Origin of the sequence: Mesorhizobium sp. B2-5-3 (assembly GCF_006441005.1) — a bacterium.
Classification (GTDB): Bacteria; Pseudomonadota; Alphaproteobacteria; order Rhizobiales; family Rhizobiaceae; genus Mesorhizobium.
This window is the reverse complement of record NZ_VFUS01000004.1, coordinates 393687-410965: the sequence shown is the minus strand read 5'-3', so window position 1 is coordinate 410965 and position 17279 is coordinate 393687. Positions and strand designations below refer to the sequence as shown.

Annotated in this window: 17 protein-coding genes; 8 read left to right on the top strand and 9 right to left on the bottom strand. The window is 62.5% G+C overall.

Annotated elements, in window-relative coordinates; all coding sequences use genetic code 11:
* Nucleotides 1–80 precede the first annotated feature (80 nt).
* A complete protein-coding gene (locus FJ867_RS12290; RefSeq protein WP_140817501.1) occupies nt 81–1085 on the top strand; it encodes a LysR substrate-binding domain-containing protein in 1005 nt (334 codons plus the stop codon).
* 6 nt (nt 1086–1091) lie between these two features.
* Here the strand turns inward: FJ867_RS12290 and FJ867_RS12285 are convergent, their stop codons facing one another.
* Together FJ867_RS12285 and FJ867_RS12280 are read right to left on the bottom strand one after the other, a co-directional pair.
* Nucleotides 1092–2234, bottom strand: coding sequence for an aminotransferase class V-fold PLP-dependent enzyme (locus FJ867_RS12285; RefSeq protein ID WP_140555386.1), 1143 nt, complete (start codon nt 2232–2234; stop codon nt 1092–1094).
* Nucleotides 2235–2238: 4 nt separating this feature from the next.
* Nucleotides 2239–3333, bottom strand: a complete 1095-nt coding sequence (locus FJ867_RS12280) for an ornithine cyclodeaminase family protein (RefSeq protein WP_140675776.1) — start codon at nt 3331–3333, stop codon at nt 2239–2241.
* 121 nt (nt 3334–3454) lie between these two features.
* Here FJ867_RS12280 and FJ867_RS12275 point away from each other — a divergent pair, with 121 nt between their 5' ends.
* From FJ867_RS12275 to FJ867_RS12260, 4 genes are all read left to right on the top strand, one after another.
* On the top strand, nt 3455–4801 hold the full coding sequence (locus FJ867_RS12275) for an FAD-dependent oxidoreductase (protein ID WP_246675039.1): 1347 nt from the start codon (nt 3455–3457) through the stop codon (nt 4799–4801).
* Between the two features lie 70 nt (nt 4802–4871).
* Nucleotides 4872–5222, top strand: a complete 351-nt coding sequence (locus tag FJ867_RS12270) for a RidA family protein (protein WP_140517162.1) — start codon at nt 4872–4874, stop codon at nt 5220–5222.
* A gap of 107 nt (nt 5223–5329) precedes the next feature.
* A complete protein-coding gene (locus FJ867_RS12265) occupies nt 5330–5761 on the top strand; it encodes a cupin domain-containing protein (protein ID WP_140495738.1) in 432 nt (143 codons plus the stop codon).
* Nucleotides 5762–5990: 229 nt separating this feature from the next.
* Nucleotides 5991–6437 carry a hypothetical protein gene (locus tag FJ867_RS12260; protein ID WP_140495737.1) on the top strand — a complete coding sequence of 149 codons (447 nt, stop codon included), beginning with the start codon at nt 5991–5993 and terminating at the stop codon, nt 6435–6437.
* A 69-nt stretch (nt 6438–6506) separates the two neighbouring features.
* Here the strand turns inward: FJ867_RS12260 and FJ867_RS12255 are convergent, their stop codons facing one another.
* Nucleotides 6507–6962 (bottom strand): carboxymuconolactone decarboxylase family protein, encoded by a 456-nt coding sequence (locus tag FJ867_RS12255; RefSeq protein ID WP_140631160.1) that lies wholly within the window; start codon nt 6960–6962, stop codon nt 6507–6509.
* Nucleotides 6963–7084: 122 nt separating this feature from the next.
* A complete protein-coding gene (locus FJ867_RS12245; RefSeq protein ID WP_140817499.1) occupies nt 7085–7513 on the bottom strand; it encodes an SRPBCC domain-containing protein in 429 nt (142 codons plus the stop codon).
* Nucleotides 7514–7712: 199 nt separating this feature from the next.
* On the opposite strand from FJ867_RS12245, the gene FJ867_RS12240 reads away from it, so the two are divergent.
* Both FJ867_RS12240 and FJ867_RS12235 read left to right on the top strand, forming a co-directional pair.
* The gene (locus FJ867_RS12240) at nt 7713–8471 is read left to right on the top strand and encodes a copper homeostasis protein CutC (RefSeq protein ID WP_140817498.1); all 759 of its coding nucleotides are present in this window, start codon (nt 7713–7715) and stop codon (nt 8469–8471) included.
* The gene (locus FJ867_RS12235) at nt 8468–8962 is read left to right on the top strand and encodes a GNAT family N-acetyltransferase (RefSeq protein ID WP_140495733.1); all 495 of its coding nucleotides are present in this window, start codon (nt 8468–8470) and stop codon (nt 8960–8962) included. The genes FJ867_RS12240 and FJ867_RS12235 overlap by 4 nt, the downstream gene beginning before the upstream one ends.
* Nucleotides 8963–9117: 155 nt before the next feature.
* Here the strand turns inward: FJ867_RS12235 and FJ867_RS12225 are convergent, their stop codons facing one another.
* The 5 genes from FJ867_RS12225 to FJ867_RS12205 form a co-directional block, all read right to left on the bottom strand.
* Entirely contained in the window at nt 9118–10497 is a 1380-nt protein-coding gene (locus FJ867_RS12225; protein ID WP_140495731.1) for an OFA family MFS transporter, read from the bottom strand.
* 239 nt (nt 10498–10736) lie between these two features.
* Entirely contained in the window at nt 10737–11759 is a 1023-nt protein-coding gene (locus FJ867_RS12220) for an acyltransferase (protein ID WP_140517169.1), read from the bottom strand.
* 192 nt (nt 11760–11951) lie between these two features.
* Entirely contained in the window at nt 11952–12749 is a 798-nt protein-coding gene (locus FJ867_RS12215) for a xanthine dehydrogenase family protein subunit M (RefSeq protein WP_140555122.1), read from the bottom strand.
* Between the two features lie 151 nt (nt 12750–12900).
* Entirely contained in the window at nt 12901–15252 is a 2352-nt protein-coding gene (locus FJ867_RS12210) for a xanthine dehydrogenase family protein molybdopterin-binding subunit (RefSeq protein ID WP_140817496.1), read from the bottom strand.
* 89 nt (nt 15253–15341) lie between these two features.
* Nucleotides 15342–15830 (bottom strand): (2Fe-2S)-binding protein, encoded by a 489-nt coding sequence (locus FJ867_RS12205; RefSeq protein ID WP_140495727.1) that lies wholly within the window; start codon nt 15828–15830, stop codon nt 15342–15344.
* 305 nt (nt 15831–16135) lie between these two features.
* Here FJ867_RS12205 and FJ867_RS12200 point away from each other — a divergent pair, with 305 nt between their 5' ends.
* A complete protein-coding gene (locus FJ867_RS12200) occupies nt 16136–17272 on the top strand; it encodes an FIST signal transduction protein (RefSeq protein WP_140656516.1) in 1137 nt (378 codons plus the stop codon).
* The last annotated feature ends 7 nt before the right edge of the window (nt 17273–17279 follow it).

Genomic DNA, 17279 nt, shown 5'->3' with positions numbered 1-17279 from the left:
CCGACCCTTCCCATTAATCTTGGCGTTCGCAGCTCGCTGTTTCGGCACAGCGATCCAGCTGCCTGGCAAGGTAAGCGGGCATGAAATTTGGCGAAAAGGACACCGTCACGAAGGAGGCAGAGTTTACGCCTCGCGAGATCGAGGTCTTCGCTTCGGTCATGCTGCATGGAACAACCACCAAGGCGGCCGACGCACTTGACATCACGCAGCCGGCTGTCAGCAAGATGCTCCAGCAACTCAGCGAGAAGGCGGATTTCCAGCTGTTCAGGAAAAGCCGGCAGCGGCTGATCCCCACTCCTGAAGCGCACATGCTCTATGCCGAGGTGAAGCGCGTTTTCGAGTCCGCGCGCGGCATCTCGCGCGCCGCGAGGGAGATACGCGAGCTACGAAGTGGCAGGTTGAAAATCTGCGCGCTCCCGGCCTTCGGGTCCACGCTGCTGCCATCCATCATCACGAGCTTCTCAAAACAGCATCCATCCGTGTCGATTTCCCTGGATATCCGCAGCTCCGCCACGGTGGTGCAGCGGGCGAGCCGCAATCAGCTCGACATCGGAATAGGCGTAACGGCATCGGACGAGAATTCTTCAATCGTCAGGCGAGCGCTGACAGCGACCCCACCGGTTTGCGTCATGCCGGCGGGTCACCGTCTGGCCGAGCTCGACGTGGTGCAGGCAGAAGATCTCGACGGTCTCGACTTCATCTCGATGGGCTCCGCTGATCCGATGCGGCAGCAGCTCGATGCCTTGTGCGAAGAACGCGGAGTGGGACGTCTGTTGAAGATAGAGGCCAGTCTGTCCAGTGCGTGCATCGCCCTTGTCGCGTCCGGGGCGGGCGTGAGCGTCGTCGACAGGCTTTCGGCGTGGCTGGCACGCGACCTGCCGATCGAGATCAGGGATTTCCGGCCACGTCTCGATCTGAACCTCAGCGTCTACCGGCCTTGGGGTGTCATTGCATCGACGGCGGCGGACGCCTTCACCGAGCATCTTATCCAGACGACGCGAAGCTTTATGAACGGCGTAGAGGCAGGAATCACCGCCCTGGGTCCTCGCCGCCAGGCCGACAGAACTGTTTTCATTCACCGCTGAAAGCCTCTAGCGGAGCGGCAGGCATTCGAACAGGCGGCCGATATCGGCTTCGTCATTGTAGACATGCGGCGACACGCGCATCTTCGTGCCGCGCAGCGTGACGTGCACGTCAGCCCGCTTCAGCTCTTGTGCCGCATTCGGCGCGAGACGGCCCCCTATGTCGAGGATCGCGATATGGGGCGTTGGGTGTCGCGGACGCGCGACCGGCAGCCCTCTGCTTTCCGCCTGCGCCCAGACAAGCTCATTAAGGTGACGCAGGCGCTCAAACACGCGCCCGACGGTCCAACCGCGGATGAGCTTCATTGCGGCGATTGCGATAGGCAGGACCGCGAAATCGGAGCGTTCCCCCATGTCGAACCGCCGCGCGCCGGGAAGAAACTCGGCCACGGCCACCTTGTAGAAGTCCGATTTGTCCCCGCCCATCCGGTTCCATGAATGATGCTCCAGAGTGCGCCCCTCTGTGTGCCAACGCCGGTCGGCGTAAAGGAATGCGAGGCGATATGGCCCCAGAAGGAACTTGTAGGTGGCAAAGACGAGAAAGTCCGGTCGGACGCGCCGGACATCGAAGGGTATCGCGCCAACCCACTGGGTTCCGTCAACGACAAGACTGGCGCCCGCTGCCCGTGTGGCGGCGGCCACCGCCTCCAGGTCGATCGCCACGCCCTCGAACCAATGCACCAGCGTCCCCGCAACGACCGCGATGGGACGGCTCGAGTCTTGGATTGCCGATACGATCGCGCTGGTCCAGTCGCCGTCGGCTGGTTGCGGGACGATATCAACGCAGGCGCCGGCGCGTTGCGCGAGGTCATACCAGACATATCTGTGCGAGGTGTGTTCGTTCTCCATCAGAAGGATGGCCGAACCTGCCGCAACCAAAACGTTGGCGGCTGCGATAGCCATGCCATAGCTGGTGGCGGCCACAATGGCGATCTCATCGGCATCGGCGCCCACCATTGATGCGGCGAGCTGCCGAGCCTCTTCCACCTCGTCGTAATAGGAGGCGATGGTCATTTTCCAGGGTTCGGCTTTCACCCTGACGCCGGCCTCGCCGGCCGCGACGGCGGCGGTCGGGATCGGAGACATGTATGCGACATCCAGATAAGCTGTCTCGCGGGGAATGGAGAAGAGATCTCGTTGGCAGCTCAGCATGGCATCACAACCTGAAATCAATTGAGGTGCCGAGTCCGGCGTTGCGGGCGGAGATATAGACAAGATTGGCAAGCTCGATGTCTTGCGCCGGAACGCCGAGAGACCGGAAAAGCGTGATCTGATCGTCGCCAGTGCGGCCGGGTTTCGCACCTGCCAGCACGTCGCCGACCTCGCCACGGATATGATCGACGCCGATCACGCCGGTTTCAATCGCCTCGATCAGTTCTCCCGCGGCCGTCAGCGCCATAGGCAGGTAGTCGACCCAGATCTGCGCTCTGCGCACACAGTCGAGGTCGAGCTCGCGGCATGAAGCGACGCTCGCCCCGACCGCATTGATATGGACACCAGGCGGAAGCCATTCGCCGCACAGCACCGGCTTTTCGGAAGATGTCGTGGTGCAGATGATGTCGGCCTCGCGAACGGCCTCGCCAGGGTCGCGATGTGCCTTCGCCTGGAATCCGGCGGCTGACTGCTCCTCGGCGAAGTGCTGCGCCTTTGCAAAGTCGCGACCCCAAACATGGATCGCATGGATCGGCCGGACGTCCGCAATAGCCGCGACATGCCGGCGCGCTTGCTCGCCATATCCGAACAGTGTCAGCGTGGTGCTGTCTTCGCGCGAAAGTGCCCTGGTCGCGACAGCACTGGCCGCCGCGGTCCGCCAAGCCGTAAGCTCTCCCCCGTCGATCAAGGCTACAGGCCGTCCATGATCCTTGTCGAACAGGAAGACACCGCCGCGATGAGACGCGAACCCATGCGCGAAATTGTCAGGAAACACGGAAAGCACCTTCGCCCCGAACAGCGGCCGGTCATCCAGCGCAGCATACATAAGCGACAGACAACTCCCGGCCGCACCCGGCAGCTCAAGTGTGCGCCTGATCTGCTGGCGCGCCATGCCGCTCGATGTTTTGCGCAGTGCGGCCTCGGTCGCTTCAAGAGCCAGGGATAGGCTCAAAATGTCCCGGATCGCGTTCTTGTCGATCAGGAGGAATTCCGGCTCGCCACTCACCGTGCAGTCTCTTCCATTCCGCGATCCCCGATGCGCCGATAAGCGTAGCATTGCTCTCGCAAACGGTTGCGCCCGAATTTGATAACTTCGCACGAGAAGTTGCCCGTGCGGGCTAATGGGCCGACCTGGGCAGCCGCAGATGGCTGGGACATTGGTTCATAACTTTTGGCCATGAACGGCAGCGACCAGTTCAATTGACCGCAGTTGGCACCCATTGCAATGTTTTCAGGCAACCGAGGATGTTGTGCGGGGTTGCAAACACATCGCAGGCGCCGATCGAATTAAGAAGAGCGGCGTCAGCAGTACTGTCAAGAACTCCAGCAACATCTCTCAACGATATAGCGGCATTTGCATCGATTCGTCTTTCAGAGATTACTCGTATCGGATGACGTCATTAGCCCGGGAATTTTTGGAGGTCATCTTTATGCGTGTCGTGGTCATTGGTTCCGGTATCGTCGGCAGTTCCGCCGCCTATGAATGCGCCAAGGCGGGAGCAAGCGTCGTCGTGCTGGAGGCCGGACGGATAGCAGGCGGCACGTCGGCGGTAAGCTTTGCCTGGACAAATGCGACGACCAAGCAGCCCCGGCCGTATTTCGATCTGAACGTCTCGGGAATGCGCGCCCATCTTGAACTCAAGCGCGACTTCGGCGTCGCTCCCTGGTTCACCCAGACCGGCAGTTTCGATTGGCGAACAGTGCCGGAGTCGATGGACGATTATTTCGAGAACTTCAGGCAGATGAAGGAATGGGGCTACGGCGTCGAGTGGATCGAGAAGAAGCGCGTCGCCGAGATGGAGCCCGATATCGATGTCTCTGCCTTCGGTGATTGTCCAATCTCCTACTATCCGGAAGAAGGCTGGGTCGATCCGGTGCTCTACTCGGCCTGGCTTTTGCGGGCGGCGAAGGAGCGCTGGGGAGCACAGGTCAAACTCGGTTCCCGCGTGACCGAGATCGAGACCGAAAGCGGGCGCGTACGGGCAGTTCGGACGGCGAACGGAGACCGACACCCTGCGGATGCCGTCGTGAGCTGCACCGGCGGCTGGTCTAGTGAGAGGCTCGGCGATGCCCAGGGTATTCCACTTTCCTCGACCATAGGCGTGCTCGCCTTCACCCCGCCGGTGGCCTTGACGCTCCGCAGCCAGCTGCATGCCGACGATCTGGATATCCGTCCCGACGGAGCGGGGCGCATCATGATCCATAAGGTCTCGGTGGACATGACCCTGGAGAAGCCGGAGGTGCTCAGCCCTGCCGGGGACGAGGCGGCGACGCTCCTGGATGCGGCGACCAAGGTCCTGCCTTCGCTCCGCGACGCAGGTGTGGAAGCCATTCGCACGACGGTCCGGCCGTTCCCGGAGGACGGCTACACCTGTGCCGGCGCCATGCCGGATATCGTCGACCACTACATGGCCGTAACGCACAGTGGTGTGACCATCGGCCCGCAATTGGGCAAGGTGGTCGCCGACGAAGTCGTGCGCGGCAAAATCCATGACGAAATGGAAACGTTTCGTCCGCAACGCTTCTTCCAGGCCCACGCCCAGCGCTCCGCTGTCGCGCACGTCTGATCCCGCTCAGCAGACCGCTGGATTGCGTACGGCGGCCTGCTTTTGACCAACGCAACCAGGGGCCTCCGCCATGGGGAACATCGAACGATTCGACAAGAACGAACGGCTTAGCCGTATCGTCGTTCACAACGGCACGGCCTATCTCTCGGGCTTGACGGCCGATGACAAGAAAACCGGCACGTCTGACCAGACGAAGGAGATATTGGAAAAGGCGGATCGCCTTCTGGCGAGCGTCGGTTCGGATAGATCGAAGCTGCTGTTCGCGCAGATCTGGTTGAGGGATGTCGAAGACTTCGACGCGATGAACAAGGCTTGGGTCACATGGCTCGACGGCGTGGAGCCCCCGGCACGCGCCACGGTCGGGGCGAGCTTCGCCTTGCCCGAGATCCGTGTCGAGATCCAGCTTACCGCAGCGATTTGACACGTCGCACGCCACGTCCAGGCCAGCGAGTCCAATCAGATTCGTCAGGGACATGCTTGCGCACCGGCCTTCGCGGCGCGATAGATGCGGCGGTTTGGGGAGGAATCATGCGAAAAGTCCTGGCATCGGCGTTGCTGCTGGCGGCTGCGGCGTTCGCGACCGGCGCTCATGCGCTGGACAGCAGCGGCACACCCGTCGTCGTGACACCCCTCGCCTCGCGCACGACCACCGCTTCCGGCCAGCCGATCACGCTGCCGCAGAAGAACGTGCAGGTGCTGGTGTCGACCTACGACATAGCGCCGGGCGCGACCTTGCCGGTGCACAAGCATCCGTTCCCGCGCTACGCCTATGTCGAGGCCGGCACGTTGAAGGTCACCAATGTCGAGACCGGCAACAGCAACACCTACAAGACTGGCGATTTCATCATCGAGATGATCGGGCAGTGGCATCAGGCCACCAATATCGGTGAAGGCCCGGTCAAGCTGCTGGTGATCGACCAGGTCGAGGAAGGCACCAAGAACACGGTTTTGCGCCAGTAAGCCACCGCTGCTCCGGCTCCTCGAACTGTCTCGCCACGGGAGCGCGCCGCGTTAAGCGTTGGCCCAGCTCTTCACATCCGGTTCCGCACGACCGGGCTGACGATGCTACGCCGGTTGCCCGCCTTACCGGCGGAACCGGATTCCCCCCGTTGGGTTTTTCGCGAAATCCCTTTGCTTGGTGAATGCCTTTTCCTGGAGCAAACTCCCTGCCGGGGCTCAAGGAGCAGAAATGAGAGCACGAACAGCGACGGTCGGCGATCTGGAAGACGTGTTTCGCCATTTGTCCAAGCGGATGTCCGACGAATACATCGCCGCCGGCAAGGACAGCAAGGTCGCCTACGACAATCTGATGATGAACCTGAAGGAGGGCCGCGCCCATGCCCTTGTCGACAGCGACGGGACCGTAGCAATCGTCGCCTGGCACGAGCATGGCGACGCCGCGGACACGCTGTTCGCGGCGCGCGAGGGCTTTTTCAGGGCCGCGACCGTGCGTTTCTGCAGGCGGCATATCAGGCAGATCCAGGCGCTCGCCGGCAATCTCCCTATTCACTCCCGCAGTTGGCTCACGGGACCGGAAATCGCAAAATGGTTTCGCACCATCGGCTATGTCGAACGCGGCGAGGAAAATGGCGCCAAACTGTTCGAATTGCCGCCGGCCGCGACCCGGCCGGGCTAGGCAAGCAGGTTTGGTGCACCGCGAGTCCAGCCGCCATTGCACCGTGGCACGGCTCGCCTTCGCGCGGCCCTAGCCCCAGGCGCCGACCATTTGGCGTGTCGTGGCGTTCAGCCGATTGAAGGCGTTGATCACGGCGATCTGGATGACGAGCCCGGCAAGCGCCTTTTCGTCATAGTGCCGGGCGGCCTCGTTCCATACCTCGTCCGTCACGGCATCCGTTCTGTCGGCCAGCCTTGTGCCGGCCTCGGCAAGGGCAAGCGCGGCGCGTTCGGCATCGGTGAAGTACGGCGTCTCCCGCCAGGCCGACAAGGCAAAGATGCGTTCGTCCTTCTCGCCGGCCTTCTTGAGTTCGCGCGCATGCATGTCGACGCAGACCGAGCAGCCATTGATCTGGCTGGCGCGCAGATGGACGAGCTTGCGCGTCACATAGGGCAAATCGGCCGCCTCGGTCGACTTGTCCAGCGCCAGCAGCGCCTGCAGGGCGCCGGGGATGAGCATCACGGGGTTCTTGAGCCTGGCTTCCATGGTGTTTCTCCGTTTGAAAAGTTTGGTCAGGGCGCGGTTTGCCATGCCCGGAAGCGGCGCATCCGGGAGACTTGTTGTGGTTCGCCGGCCATGGCGACCGGTTGGTCGAGGAGAGTCGGCGCTCAGCCTTGCTTCGCAGCCACCTGCTCAAGTCGCTCAAGAATACGCGGCCAGCCGCTTCCCATGCCGACATATCCACGCTCGTCGGCCGGCCGGAACCCCGAGTGCTCCATCCGCACCCGGGTCGCCGCGCCCTCAGGCGTGAGCGACCAGGTCACCACGGTTTTCAGTCCGCTGTCGGATTCGCTTCCGTCGCCCCAGCTATAGGCAAGCAGGCGTAGCGCCTCGACTTTCAGCACGACGCAGTTCGTCACCCCGGACCAGCCCGGTACCGGTGAAGCGCGGAACGTGAAGCGATGCCCCTCTTGCGGCGCGAAGTCATTCTGCATGAGCCATTCTGCGACGAGTTCGGGCACTGTCAGCGCACGCCATATCTTCTCCGCCGAATGCGGAATCAGCCGTTCAACGACGATCGATTTGGTCTGTGTCATGCCGTGCTCCTCTTAGTCGTTGTCGAGCCACCGCTCGCGATCAATAACTCGATGGCTATGGGTTAACTCATAACCATGTAGTTATAAGACTGTCAAGCAGGGAAATGCCCCCTGGTCCAATGCGCCGTGCCGTTCCTGCTTTCGCGCCCGCCGCGCGGGTGCTACGGGCTTCTCACAACATCATGGACAGGATCACACCTTGACTGAAGAAGTCCGCCCGCCGCTGATCGAAATCTGTGTCGAGGGCATTGATGGCCTTCTGGCCGCACAGGCCGGCGGCGCCGACAGGGTCGAACTGTGCGCCAGCCTCGTCGAAGGCGGCATCACGCCGAGCTTGGGAACCGTGCGCGCCGCGCTCGACCAGGCGATTGTGCCGTTCCATGTCATGGTGCGGCCGCGTGGCGGCGATTTTCTCTACAGCGAAACCGAGTACCGTTCGATGCTGGCCGACGTAGCCGCCCTGCGCGACCTCGGCGTGCCCGGCGTGGTGTTCGGCTGCCTCACCGCCGAAGGCACCATCGACGAGCGCCGTATGACCGAATTGACGGAGGCCGCCCGTGGCCTCAACGTCACTTGTCACCGCGCTTTCGACATGACGCGCGACCCGGCCGAGGCTTTGGAAGCGCTGATCCGTTGCAAGGTCGGCCGCGTGCTGACCAGCGGCCAACGCGACACGGCGATGGAGGGCCTGTCGCTGCTGGCGGACCTGGTGCGACAGGGGGGCGACCGCATCGTCATTCTCGGCTGCGGCGGGCTCGATCTCGGCAACATTGCCGAGGTGCGGCAAAGGACCGGACTGTCCGAAATGCATTTCGCCGTCCTTAAGGACGTGCCCAGCGCCATGCGCTACCGCAATCCCAAGGTCGGCATGGGTGGCTCCGATCTCGACCGCGAGTATCGCAATACGCTCACCGATACGCCGCTTGTGGCAGCGACGATCGCGGCGGCCAAGGCATGACCGCCCTCTCCCCGATCAGCCGTGTCAGGCAAAGCGACGAAGCGGCCATACTCGCGCTCAACAACGAGCATGCCGCCGAATTGTCGTGGCTTGAGCCCGAGCGCCTGTCTTTCCTGCTTGGCGAGGCGTTCTATGCGCGCCGCATCGGCGCGCTCGAAGCCTTCATCATGACCTTCGATCAAGGGGCTCGGTACGACAGTCCGAATTTTCTCTGGTTTCGCGAACGCTACGAGCGCTTCGTCTATGTCGATCGCGTCGTGGTGGCGGCGCAAGCTCGTGGCCGCGGCCATGCCCGCCTGCTCTACCAAGACCTGTTCGAGCACGCCACGCGCGCCGGCCATGCACTGGTCACATGCGAGGTCAATGCCGACCCGCCCAACCCGGCTTCGGACGCCTTCCATGCAGCGCTCGGCTTCACCGAGGTCGGCGACGCGGTGATCCATGGCGGCAAGAAGGCGGTGCGCTACTACGTCAGGCGGATCATCGCCTGAGCGCTGCTCCTTTCCAGGTCTCTGCCACTACTGGAACAACGCCGCTGCACTGACCAGCGTCGTCCAGAACCCCCACAACAGCGGGATGCCGACCAGCAGCCAGGCAAGGACCAATTTGACAGAATTGCTGTTGTCTTGCGCCATGATCACTCTCCTTACGCTGCAGCCGGTTCGGCCTTCATGTGGAACCGTGCATCCACCGGCCGCATCATCAGGTTGAGCAGGAAACCGACGACGAGCAGGCCGGCCATGATGTACATGGTGACCGTGTAGGCATCGGCCTTCGCTACTCCTGCATCGATCTGGTACTGCCTGATGTAGTTGACCAGGACCGGCCCCAGCACGCCCGCCACTGACCACGCCGTCAGCAGGCGGCCATGGATGGCACCGACATACCGCACGCCGAAGACATCGCGCAGATAGGCCGGAATGGTGGAAAAGCCGCCGCCATACATGCTCAAGATGACGCCATAGAACAGCACGAACAGGAACACGTTGCCCGACTGGCCCGTCCACGGCACCACTGCATAAAGGATCACGCCCAGCACGAAGAAGACCGCGTAGGTCGTCTTGCGGCCGATATAGTCGCTGGTCGACGCCCAGAAGAAGCGGCCGAGCATGTTGAAGATCGATAGCAGGCCGACGAAGCCGGCGGCGGCGGCCGGCGTGATGCGTCCCGGGAACATCTCCTGGCTCATGGCGGAGGCTTGGCCGAGGACGCCGATGCCGGCCGTCACGTTGAGGCACAGCACGCCCCACAACAGCCAGAACTGCGGTGTCTTCAACGCGTCGTCGAGATGGACGTTGGCGGTTGTCACCATCGTGTTTTGTGTCGTCGGCGGCGTCCAGCCGGCCGGACGCCAGCCATCGGGCGGCACCCTGACGATGACAGCGCCGATCAGCATGAAGATGAAGTAGACAATGCCCAGCACGATGAAGGTTTCGGCGACACCGATATGCTGCGGGGTCGAAAACAGCTTCAGCAGATAGACCGAAAGCGGCGAAGCGATGAAGGCTCCGCCGCCAAACCCCATGATCGCCATGCCGGTCGCCATGCCCGGCCGGTCGGGAAACCAGGTGATCAGCGTCTTGACCGGCGAGATGTAACCGAGCCCGAGGCCGATGCCGCCCAGGACGCCGTAGCCGAGATAGATGATCCACAGTTGATGCAAGGTGACGCCGAGCGCCGACACGATGAAACCGCCGCCGAAACAGCAGGCGGCCGCGACCATCGCCTTGCGCGGGCCGACGCGATCCAGCCAACCGCCGCCGAAGGCTGCCGCGAGGCCAAGAAACAGGATCGCGATCGAAAAAATCCAGCCGAGTCCGGTCAGCTTCCAGTCGTCGGGCGCCGAATCGGTGATACCGATCAGTTTCGACATCGGCAGGTTAAAGACGCTGAACGCGTAGGCCTGACCGATGCAAAGATGAATGCACAACGCCGCCGGCGGCACCATCCATCTGCTGAAACCGGGCTCGGCGATCGTGCGCGAGCGGTCGAGCCAGCCGCCGGCGTTTTCCCTGGTCGTTGCCATTCCATCCTCCCATGCAATGCTCCGATTCGAATAAACTAGGCGGAGCACGGGGCGGGACAACAAGGAATAGCTGCCATAATACCAATGTCTAAGGACATTGGGCTATCCGGCAAGCAGATCGCCAGGTCACCCCTGGCTATATTAGGACGAACTTACCAAACAAGCTGCCGGACAGGCGGCATCGAGCGAGGCTGACCTTGGCCGCTAGGCAACGCAAGGGAGGGACACTGCGGCGTCACTCACCAGTTGCGGTTCAGCCACTCACGCGACGGCCGCTCGATGACATAATAGCTGCAGAGCGCGCAGGCAAAGACCCCAGCCAGCATCAGCCATGGGTCGCTGCCTCGCTCATAGACGAATTTGTAGAATGGCTGCTGCCACAGATAGAGCGAATAGGACCATAGACCCAACGTCGCCATAGGCCAGGACGACAGCAGTCCAGAAAACAATCTCGTGCTGAAATCGAGAGCGTTGACGGCAAGCGCCAGGAGCGGCACGGCGACCAGATAGTGGATCGGGGTTGGTACCGGGTCCATGAACAGAAGCACCGCCGCGATGGCCGCCGCCACCGCCACATAAGGGCCCTTCAACAGGGCCGGCAGCTTGCCGTCGGTCTTCAGCAGGCAGATGGCGGCCGACAGCAGGATCGACGCAATATGCACGTCGGTGCGCCAGTATGTGGTCTCGTAGTCCATATGCAGGAACCAGTACGAAACCGCACCGTTTGCCATGGCCAGCACCGCCAGCACCAGGAGCAGCGGGATGACGCGGCTACGGCTTGCGACAAGTGCGCTGATCGCTGCCAGGATGATGTAGGCATGCTCTTCGACACAGAGCGACCAGATGTGGTCGAGCGCGCCGGCGCGGTTCACGAGAATTCCGGCATAGTTGTAGGTGAATGTCAGCGCCGTCAGCGCCGCCTTCCATTTGAAGGCGACGAACGTGCCCGACAGCGCAATCATCGAAACGATCACGAACACCAGCAGCGCGGGATAGATGCGGGAGAAGCGGCGCTTGAAGAATTTCTTCAGCGGGTAGCGCTCGACGAACAGGATCTCGGCCATCAGCCGGCCGCTGAGCACGAAGAAGAATTCGACGCCCAGTACGCCGAGATTGATCCCTGCAACGGGAAAGAAATGGCCAATGAGCACCAGCGCGATCGAAAGTCCGCGCCAGCCGTCGAGATAGGCCAGTCTTGTCCTGGCGGATCTGTCGGCGACGGATCTTGGCGGCACAACATGCGTCGCGGAGATGTCGGTCATGCCGCTCCCTTCGCATTGAAACATGCGAATAGGGTCGCAGGTCGTGATGAACACTCCGAACCCGGCTCGCGTTTGATCGCCGGCATAGTGCAGTGCAATATCGCTTTGTGCAAGTGCGAGATTGCCACAATGCGCCCATCTGCGGAAAAGGGGCGAGAAGTCCCTCTCCTGCCTGACAGGAGCAGGAAGGAATCAGGCGTTGGCGGCGGCCACCGCGCGCTTAGCCATGACCGCGACCAGATTGGCACGGTAGTCGGCGGAAGCGTGGATATCGCTCATCAGCTTGGTCGCCGGCACCTTGACGCCGTCGAGCGCCGAAGCCACGAAGTCCTTCGCGAGCGCGGCCTCGATCTCCTTCGAGCGGAAGACGCCATCGTCGCCGGCCCCGGTCACGGCCACCCTGACGCCGTCCTCACCCTTGGCCACGAACACGCCGACAATGGCGTAGCGGGAGGCCGGATTGCGGAATTTTTTATAGGCTGCCTTTGCCGGTGCGGTGAAGGTGACGGCCGTGAGGATTTCGCCGTCCTCCAGCGCCGTCTCGAACAGGCCTGTGAAGAACTTGTCGGCCGCGATCTGGCGCGTGTTGGTAATGATGGTGGCATTTAGCGCCAGCATGGCCGCTGGATAATCGGCCGCAGGGTCGTTGTTGGCGATCGAGCCGCCGATCGTGCCCCTATAGCGCACTGCCGGATCGCCGATCAGCGATGCCAGATGCGCGAGCGCCGGGCAGGCCTGTTTCAACTTGTCGTCGCTGGCAACATCGAAATGCGTGGTGGCGGCGCCGATCGTGACTGCCCTGCCGGACACTGTCACCCCTTGCAATTCCTTGATCCGCGACAGGTCGACGACATCGGAGGGGGCCGCCAGCCGCGTCTTCATGGCCGGGATCAGGGTCATGCCGCCCGACAGCAACTTGGCGTCGCCGCCCGTGACGAGCTTCGCGGCATCGGCGACTGAGGCGGCGCGGTGGTAATTGACTGCGTACATTTGGAGGCTCTCCCTGGTGAAGAGTGGATAGTCAGTAGTCAGTAGTGATTAGTGAGTAGCATTGGTCGGTAATTTGGTGAATAGCGGGTGATCAATTGCCGCGGCAACCGCGTTTTTGTTCACTACTCACTATTCACTACTCACTCTCCTTTCAGTGCTTCGCCGCCGCACGGATCGCGGCCCACACCGTAGACGGCGAAGCCGGCATGGCGATGTCAGAGATTCCTATGGCGTCGGTGATGGCGTTGATCACCGCCGGCGGCGAGCCGATAGCGCCGGCCTCGCCGCAGCCCTTGATGCCGAGCGGATTGCCCGGACACGGCGTGTTCGAGGTCGAGACCTTGAACGAAGGCAGGTCATCCGCGCGCGGCATGGTGTAGTCCATGTAGCTCGCTGTCAGAAGCTGGCCGTCGGCATCATAGTAGGCGCCTTCGAGCAGTGCCTGGCCGATGCCCTGCGCGATGCCGCCATGCACCTGGCCCTCGACGATCATCGGGTTGATGATGTTGCCGAAATCGTCGGCCGCGACGAACTGGATAATCTCGGTCGTTCCGGTCTCCGGATCGATCTCGACCTCGCAGATGTAGCAGCCGGCCGGAAAGGTGAAATTGGACGGGTCGTAAAACGCCGTCTCCTTCAATCCCGGCTCCATGCCACCGGGCAAATTATGAGCGGTATAGGCCGCCAGCGCCATCTGGAACCACGGCACGTTTTTGTCGGTGCCGGCGACCTTCAGCGCGCCGTTCTCGATGACGATGTCGCCCTCGTCGGCCTCGAGCAGGTGCGCCGCGATCTTCTTGGCCTTGGCCTCGACCTTGTCCAGCGCCTTGGCAATCGCCGACATTCCGACCGCGCCCGAGCGCGAGCCGTAGGTACCCATACCCATCTGCACCTTGTCAGTGTCGCCATGGACGATCGAGACGCTGTCGATCGGCACCCCAAACCGTTCGTTGACCAGTTGCGCGAAGGTCGTCTCATGGCCCTGGCCATGGCTGTGCGAGCCGGTCAGCACCTCGATGGTGCCGGCGGCATTGACGCGCACCTCGGCCGATTCCCAAAGGCCGACGCCCGCGCCGAGCGAGCCCACCGCGGCCGACGGCGCCAGGCCGCATGCTTCGATGTAGCAGCTCATGCCGATGCCGCGCAGCTTGCCGTTCCTGGCGGCCTCCGCCTTGCGCCCGGCAAAGCCGGCATAGTCGGCGGCCTCCATGGCCGCGTCGAGCGAGGCGCCATAGTCACCGGCGTCATAGTTCATGATGACCGGCGTCTGGTGCGGAAACGTGGTGATGAAGTTGGTTCGCCGAAGCTCCGCCGGCGACACGCCGAGTTCCCGCGCCGCGGTCTCCATCGTGCGCTCGATGAGATAGGTGGCTTCCGGCCGCCCTGCCCCGCGATAAGCATCGACGGGTGCCGTGTTGGTATAGACCGTTCGGACATTGGCGTGGATCGCCGGGATATTGTATTGACCCGACAGCAGCGTCGCGTAGAGATAGGTCGGCACGCAGGACGAGAACAACGACATGTAGGCACCGAGATTGGCCAACGTGTCGACCTTGAGACCGGTGATCCTGTTGTTCTTGTCGAAGGCCATTTCCACTGTCGAGACATGATCGCGGCCATGTGCGTCGGAGAGGAAGCTTTCGGTGCGGTCGGCCACCCACTTCACCGGCACGCCGGTTTTCTTGGACGCCCACAGGCAGACGATCTCTTCCGGATAGATATAGATCTTGGAGCCGAAGCCGCCGCCGACATCGGGCGCGATGACGCGCAATTTGTTTTCCGGCGCGATGTTATAGAAGGCGCTCATCACCAGCCGCGCGACATGCGGGTTCTGCGAGGTCGTCCAGCAGGTATAGTGGTCTTCCGCTCTGTCATAGTGGCCCAGCGCTGCCCGCGGCTCCATGGCGTTGGGCACCAGCCGGTTGTTGACGATTTTCATGCGGGTGACGTGGGAAGCCGCGGTGATCGCCGCGTCGGTCGCCTTGGCGTCGCCGATCTCCCAGTCGAAGATCAGGTTGTTTTCGGCTTCCGGATGGAGTTGCGGAGCGCCCTTTTCGAGCGCCTTCGTCGCATCCACCACCGCCTCGAGTTCATTGTAGGTGATCTCGACCGCTTCGGCGGCGTCGCGCGCCTGGCCCTTGGTGTCGGCGACCACGACGACGACCGCATCGCCGACATAGCGAACCTTGTCGACCGCCAGCGGCGACCAGGCTCCCATCTTCATCGGGGAGCCGTCCTTGGAATGGATCATCCAGCCGCAGATGAGATTGCCGATGCCATCGGCCTTCAGCTCCTTGCCGGTCAGCACGCCGATAACACCCGGCATGGCTTGAGCTTTGTCGACGTCGATCTTCACGATCTGGGCATGCGCGTGCGGGCTGCGCACGAAGGCCGCATGCTTCATGCCGGGCACCACCATGTCGTCGACATAGCGGCCGGCACCAGTGATGAACCGCTTGTCTTCCTTGCGCGCCACGCGAGCGCCAACACCTTCAATGCCCATCAGAAATTCCTCCCGAAATAGTGAGTAGGAAGTAGTGAGTGGTGGAGATCGGCGCCGGTTCGTACCGACTACTCACTACTCAACTTTTCTCACGCCGCTTGCCTGACCTTGCCGCTCATCCCCTCCGATGCGGCGAGGATCGCCTTGACGATGTTGTGGTAGCCGGTGCAGCGACAGATGTTGCCCTCGAGCTCTGCGCGCACCGTCGCTTCGTCGAGGCCTTCGGGGTGGCGCTTGATCATGTCGGTCGCCGTCATGATCATGCCCGGCGTGCAGAAGCCGCATTGCAGTCCGTGATGCTCCTTGAACGCCGTCTGCACGGGATGCAGGTCGGCACCATTGGCAAGCCCCTCGATCGTCACCACGCTCGATCCGGACGCCTGCACCGCGAGCATCGTGCAGGATTTCACCGCCTTGCCGTCGACATGGACGACGCAGGCGCCGCATTGCGAGGTGTCGCAACCGACATGGGTACCGGTGAGACCGAGATTCTCCCGCAAGAAGTGAACCAGCAGCGTCCGGTCCTCGGCCGCACCGCGGACCTGTTTTCCGTTCACCATCAACGAAACGTCCGACATGAATCCTCCCTGGGTATCACCTTGGTCATCACGCTGCCGACGCGGTGTTGGCTTCGGCCATGCGTTATTCGTACACCGCACAAGCCGTAAAAAACAGCGCAGCGCAAAGCCGGATCATTGTACTTTCGGCCATGGCAGGGCGAAACACGCATTGCCCTCGCCCCATTGCCAAAATGCCGATTGGCGGCAACAATGGCTTTCGACGTTGGCGCGCAAGAAGCACATAAACAGCCGCGCACAGGCAGCGTCGGAGGAAATGCGGGAGAACGTCGCTGACCGTTTCACGGACGCGCTACGCATGCGGTTTGTCGGCGCTGACCACGGACGAGCCCGACCCGGACGTCTTCGCACGCGCGGTGGCGGCGGAGGCGGCCGCCATCGAGGCCGGCTTCGCCCTGTTGTTCTTTTCCCAGCGCCTTGTCGAGGCCGGCGCCCTTTCGCGCGCAATCGCGGCCCATGCGCCGGCGCTACACTACGCCGGCTGCTCGACCGCCGGCGAAATCACGCCGCAGGGCCTCGAGGAGGGCCATATCCTCGCCATGCTGCTCCCTTCGGCGTCGTTTACCGCGGTCAGCACCACGGTCGACAACCTGTCGTCATCGGGCTTGGACAGGGTCACTGGTGATGTCGAGGATCTGCGACGCACGCTGCATGGGCGCATCGGCGGCGAGCGGGCTGGGAACACCTTCGCGCTCTGTTTCATCGACGGACTGTCCTATGCCGAGGAAGCTGTGAGTTCAGCCATCCATTGGGGCCTCGACGACATTCCGCTGCTCGGCGGTTCCGCCGGTGACGACCTGAAATTCGAGACGACGAGCCTGATCTCCAACGGCAAGGTCACCTCCGACAGCGCCATCATCGTGCTGGTCGCCACGGAAATCCCTTTCCATGTCTTCAAGACCGACAATTTCGTTCCCACCGACGAAAAGCTGGTGGTCACCGCGTCCGATCCCGATCACCGCATCGTGCGCGAGTTCAATGCCACCAATGCGGCCGAGGAATATGCCGCTTCGGTCGGCATCGTCGCGCAGACGCTGACACCGCTGAGCTTCGCCTCGCATCCGGTGGTGGTGAAGGTAGGCGGTGAATATTACTGCCGCTCCATCCAGAAGATGCATGCGGACGGCTCGCTGTCGTTCTTCTGCGCCATCGACGATGGTGTCGTGCTGTCGATCGCCCAACCCAAGGACATGGTGGAATCGACCCGCGCGGCTCTGCTCGACGTCGAGGCGAGGCTTGGCGGCATCGACATGATCATCGGCTTCGACTGTGTCCTGCGCCGGCTGGATGCGCGCAACCGCCAGGTCTTTCGCGAGATTTCCGAACTCTACCGGGTCAACAACGTCATCGGCTTCGGCACCTATGGCGAACAATACCGGTCGATGCATCTCAACCAGACCTTCACCGGCATCGCCTTCGGCGAGCGCCCGGCCGCCGAGTGAGCGCTGC

Coding starts and splice junctions, on each gene's coding strand:
- FJ867_RS12290 (WP_140817501.1), top strand. CDS start 81: ATGAAATTTGGCGAAAAGGACACCGTCACGAAGGAGGCAGAGTTTACG.
- FJ867_RS12265 (WP_140495738.1), top strand. CDS start 5,330: ATGCGAAAAGTCCTGGCATCGGCGTTGCTGCTGGCGGCTGCGGCGTTC.
- FJ867_RS12220 (WP_140517169.1), bottom strand. CDS start 11,759: ATGACCGACATCTCCGCGACGCATGTTGTGCCGCCAAGATCCGTCGCC.
- FJ867_RS12285 (WP_140555386.1), bottom strand. CDS start 2,234: ATGCTGAGCTGCCAACGAGATCTCTTCTCCATTCCCCGCGAGACAGCT.
- FJ867_RS12235 (WP_140495733.1), top strand. CDS start 8,468: ATGACCGCCCTCTCCCCGATCAGCCGTGTCAGGCAAAGCGACGAAGCG.
- FJ867_RS12245 (WP_140817499.1), bottom strand. CDS start 7,513: ATGACACAGACCAAATCGATCGTCGTTGAACGGCTGATTCCGCATTCG.
- FJ867_RS12260 (WP_140495737.1), top strand. CDS start 5,991: ATGAGAGCACGAACAGCGACGGTCGGCGATCTGGAAGACGTGTTTCGC.
- FJ867_RS12255 (WP_140631160.1), bottom strand. CDS start 6,962: ATGGAAGCCAGGCTCAAGAACCCCGTGATGCTCATCCCCGGCGCCCTG.
- FJ867_RS12225 (WP_140495731.1), bottom strand. CDS start 10,497: ATGGCAACGACCAGGGAAAACGCCGGCGGCTGGCTCGACCGCTCGCGC.
- FJ867_RS12270 (WP_140517162.1), top strand. CDS start 4,872: ATGGGGAACATCGAACGATTCGACAAGAACGAACGGCTTAGCCGTATC.
- FJ867_RS12210 (WP_140817496.1), bottom strand. CDS start 15,252: ATGGGCATTGAAGGTGTTGGCGCTCGCGTGGCGCGCAAGGAAGACAAG.
- FJ867_RS12215 (WP_140555122.1), bottom strand. CDS start 12,749: ATGTACGCAGTCAATTACCACCGCGCCGCCTCAGTCGCCGATGCCGCG.
- FJ867_RS12205 (WP_140495727.1), bottom strand. CDS start 15,830: ATGTCGGACGTTTCGTTGATGGTGAACGGAAAACAGGTCCGCGGTGCG.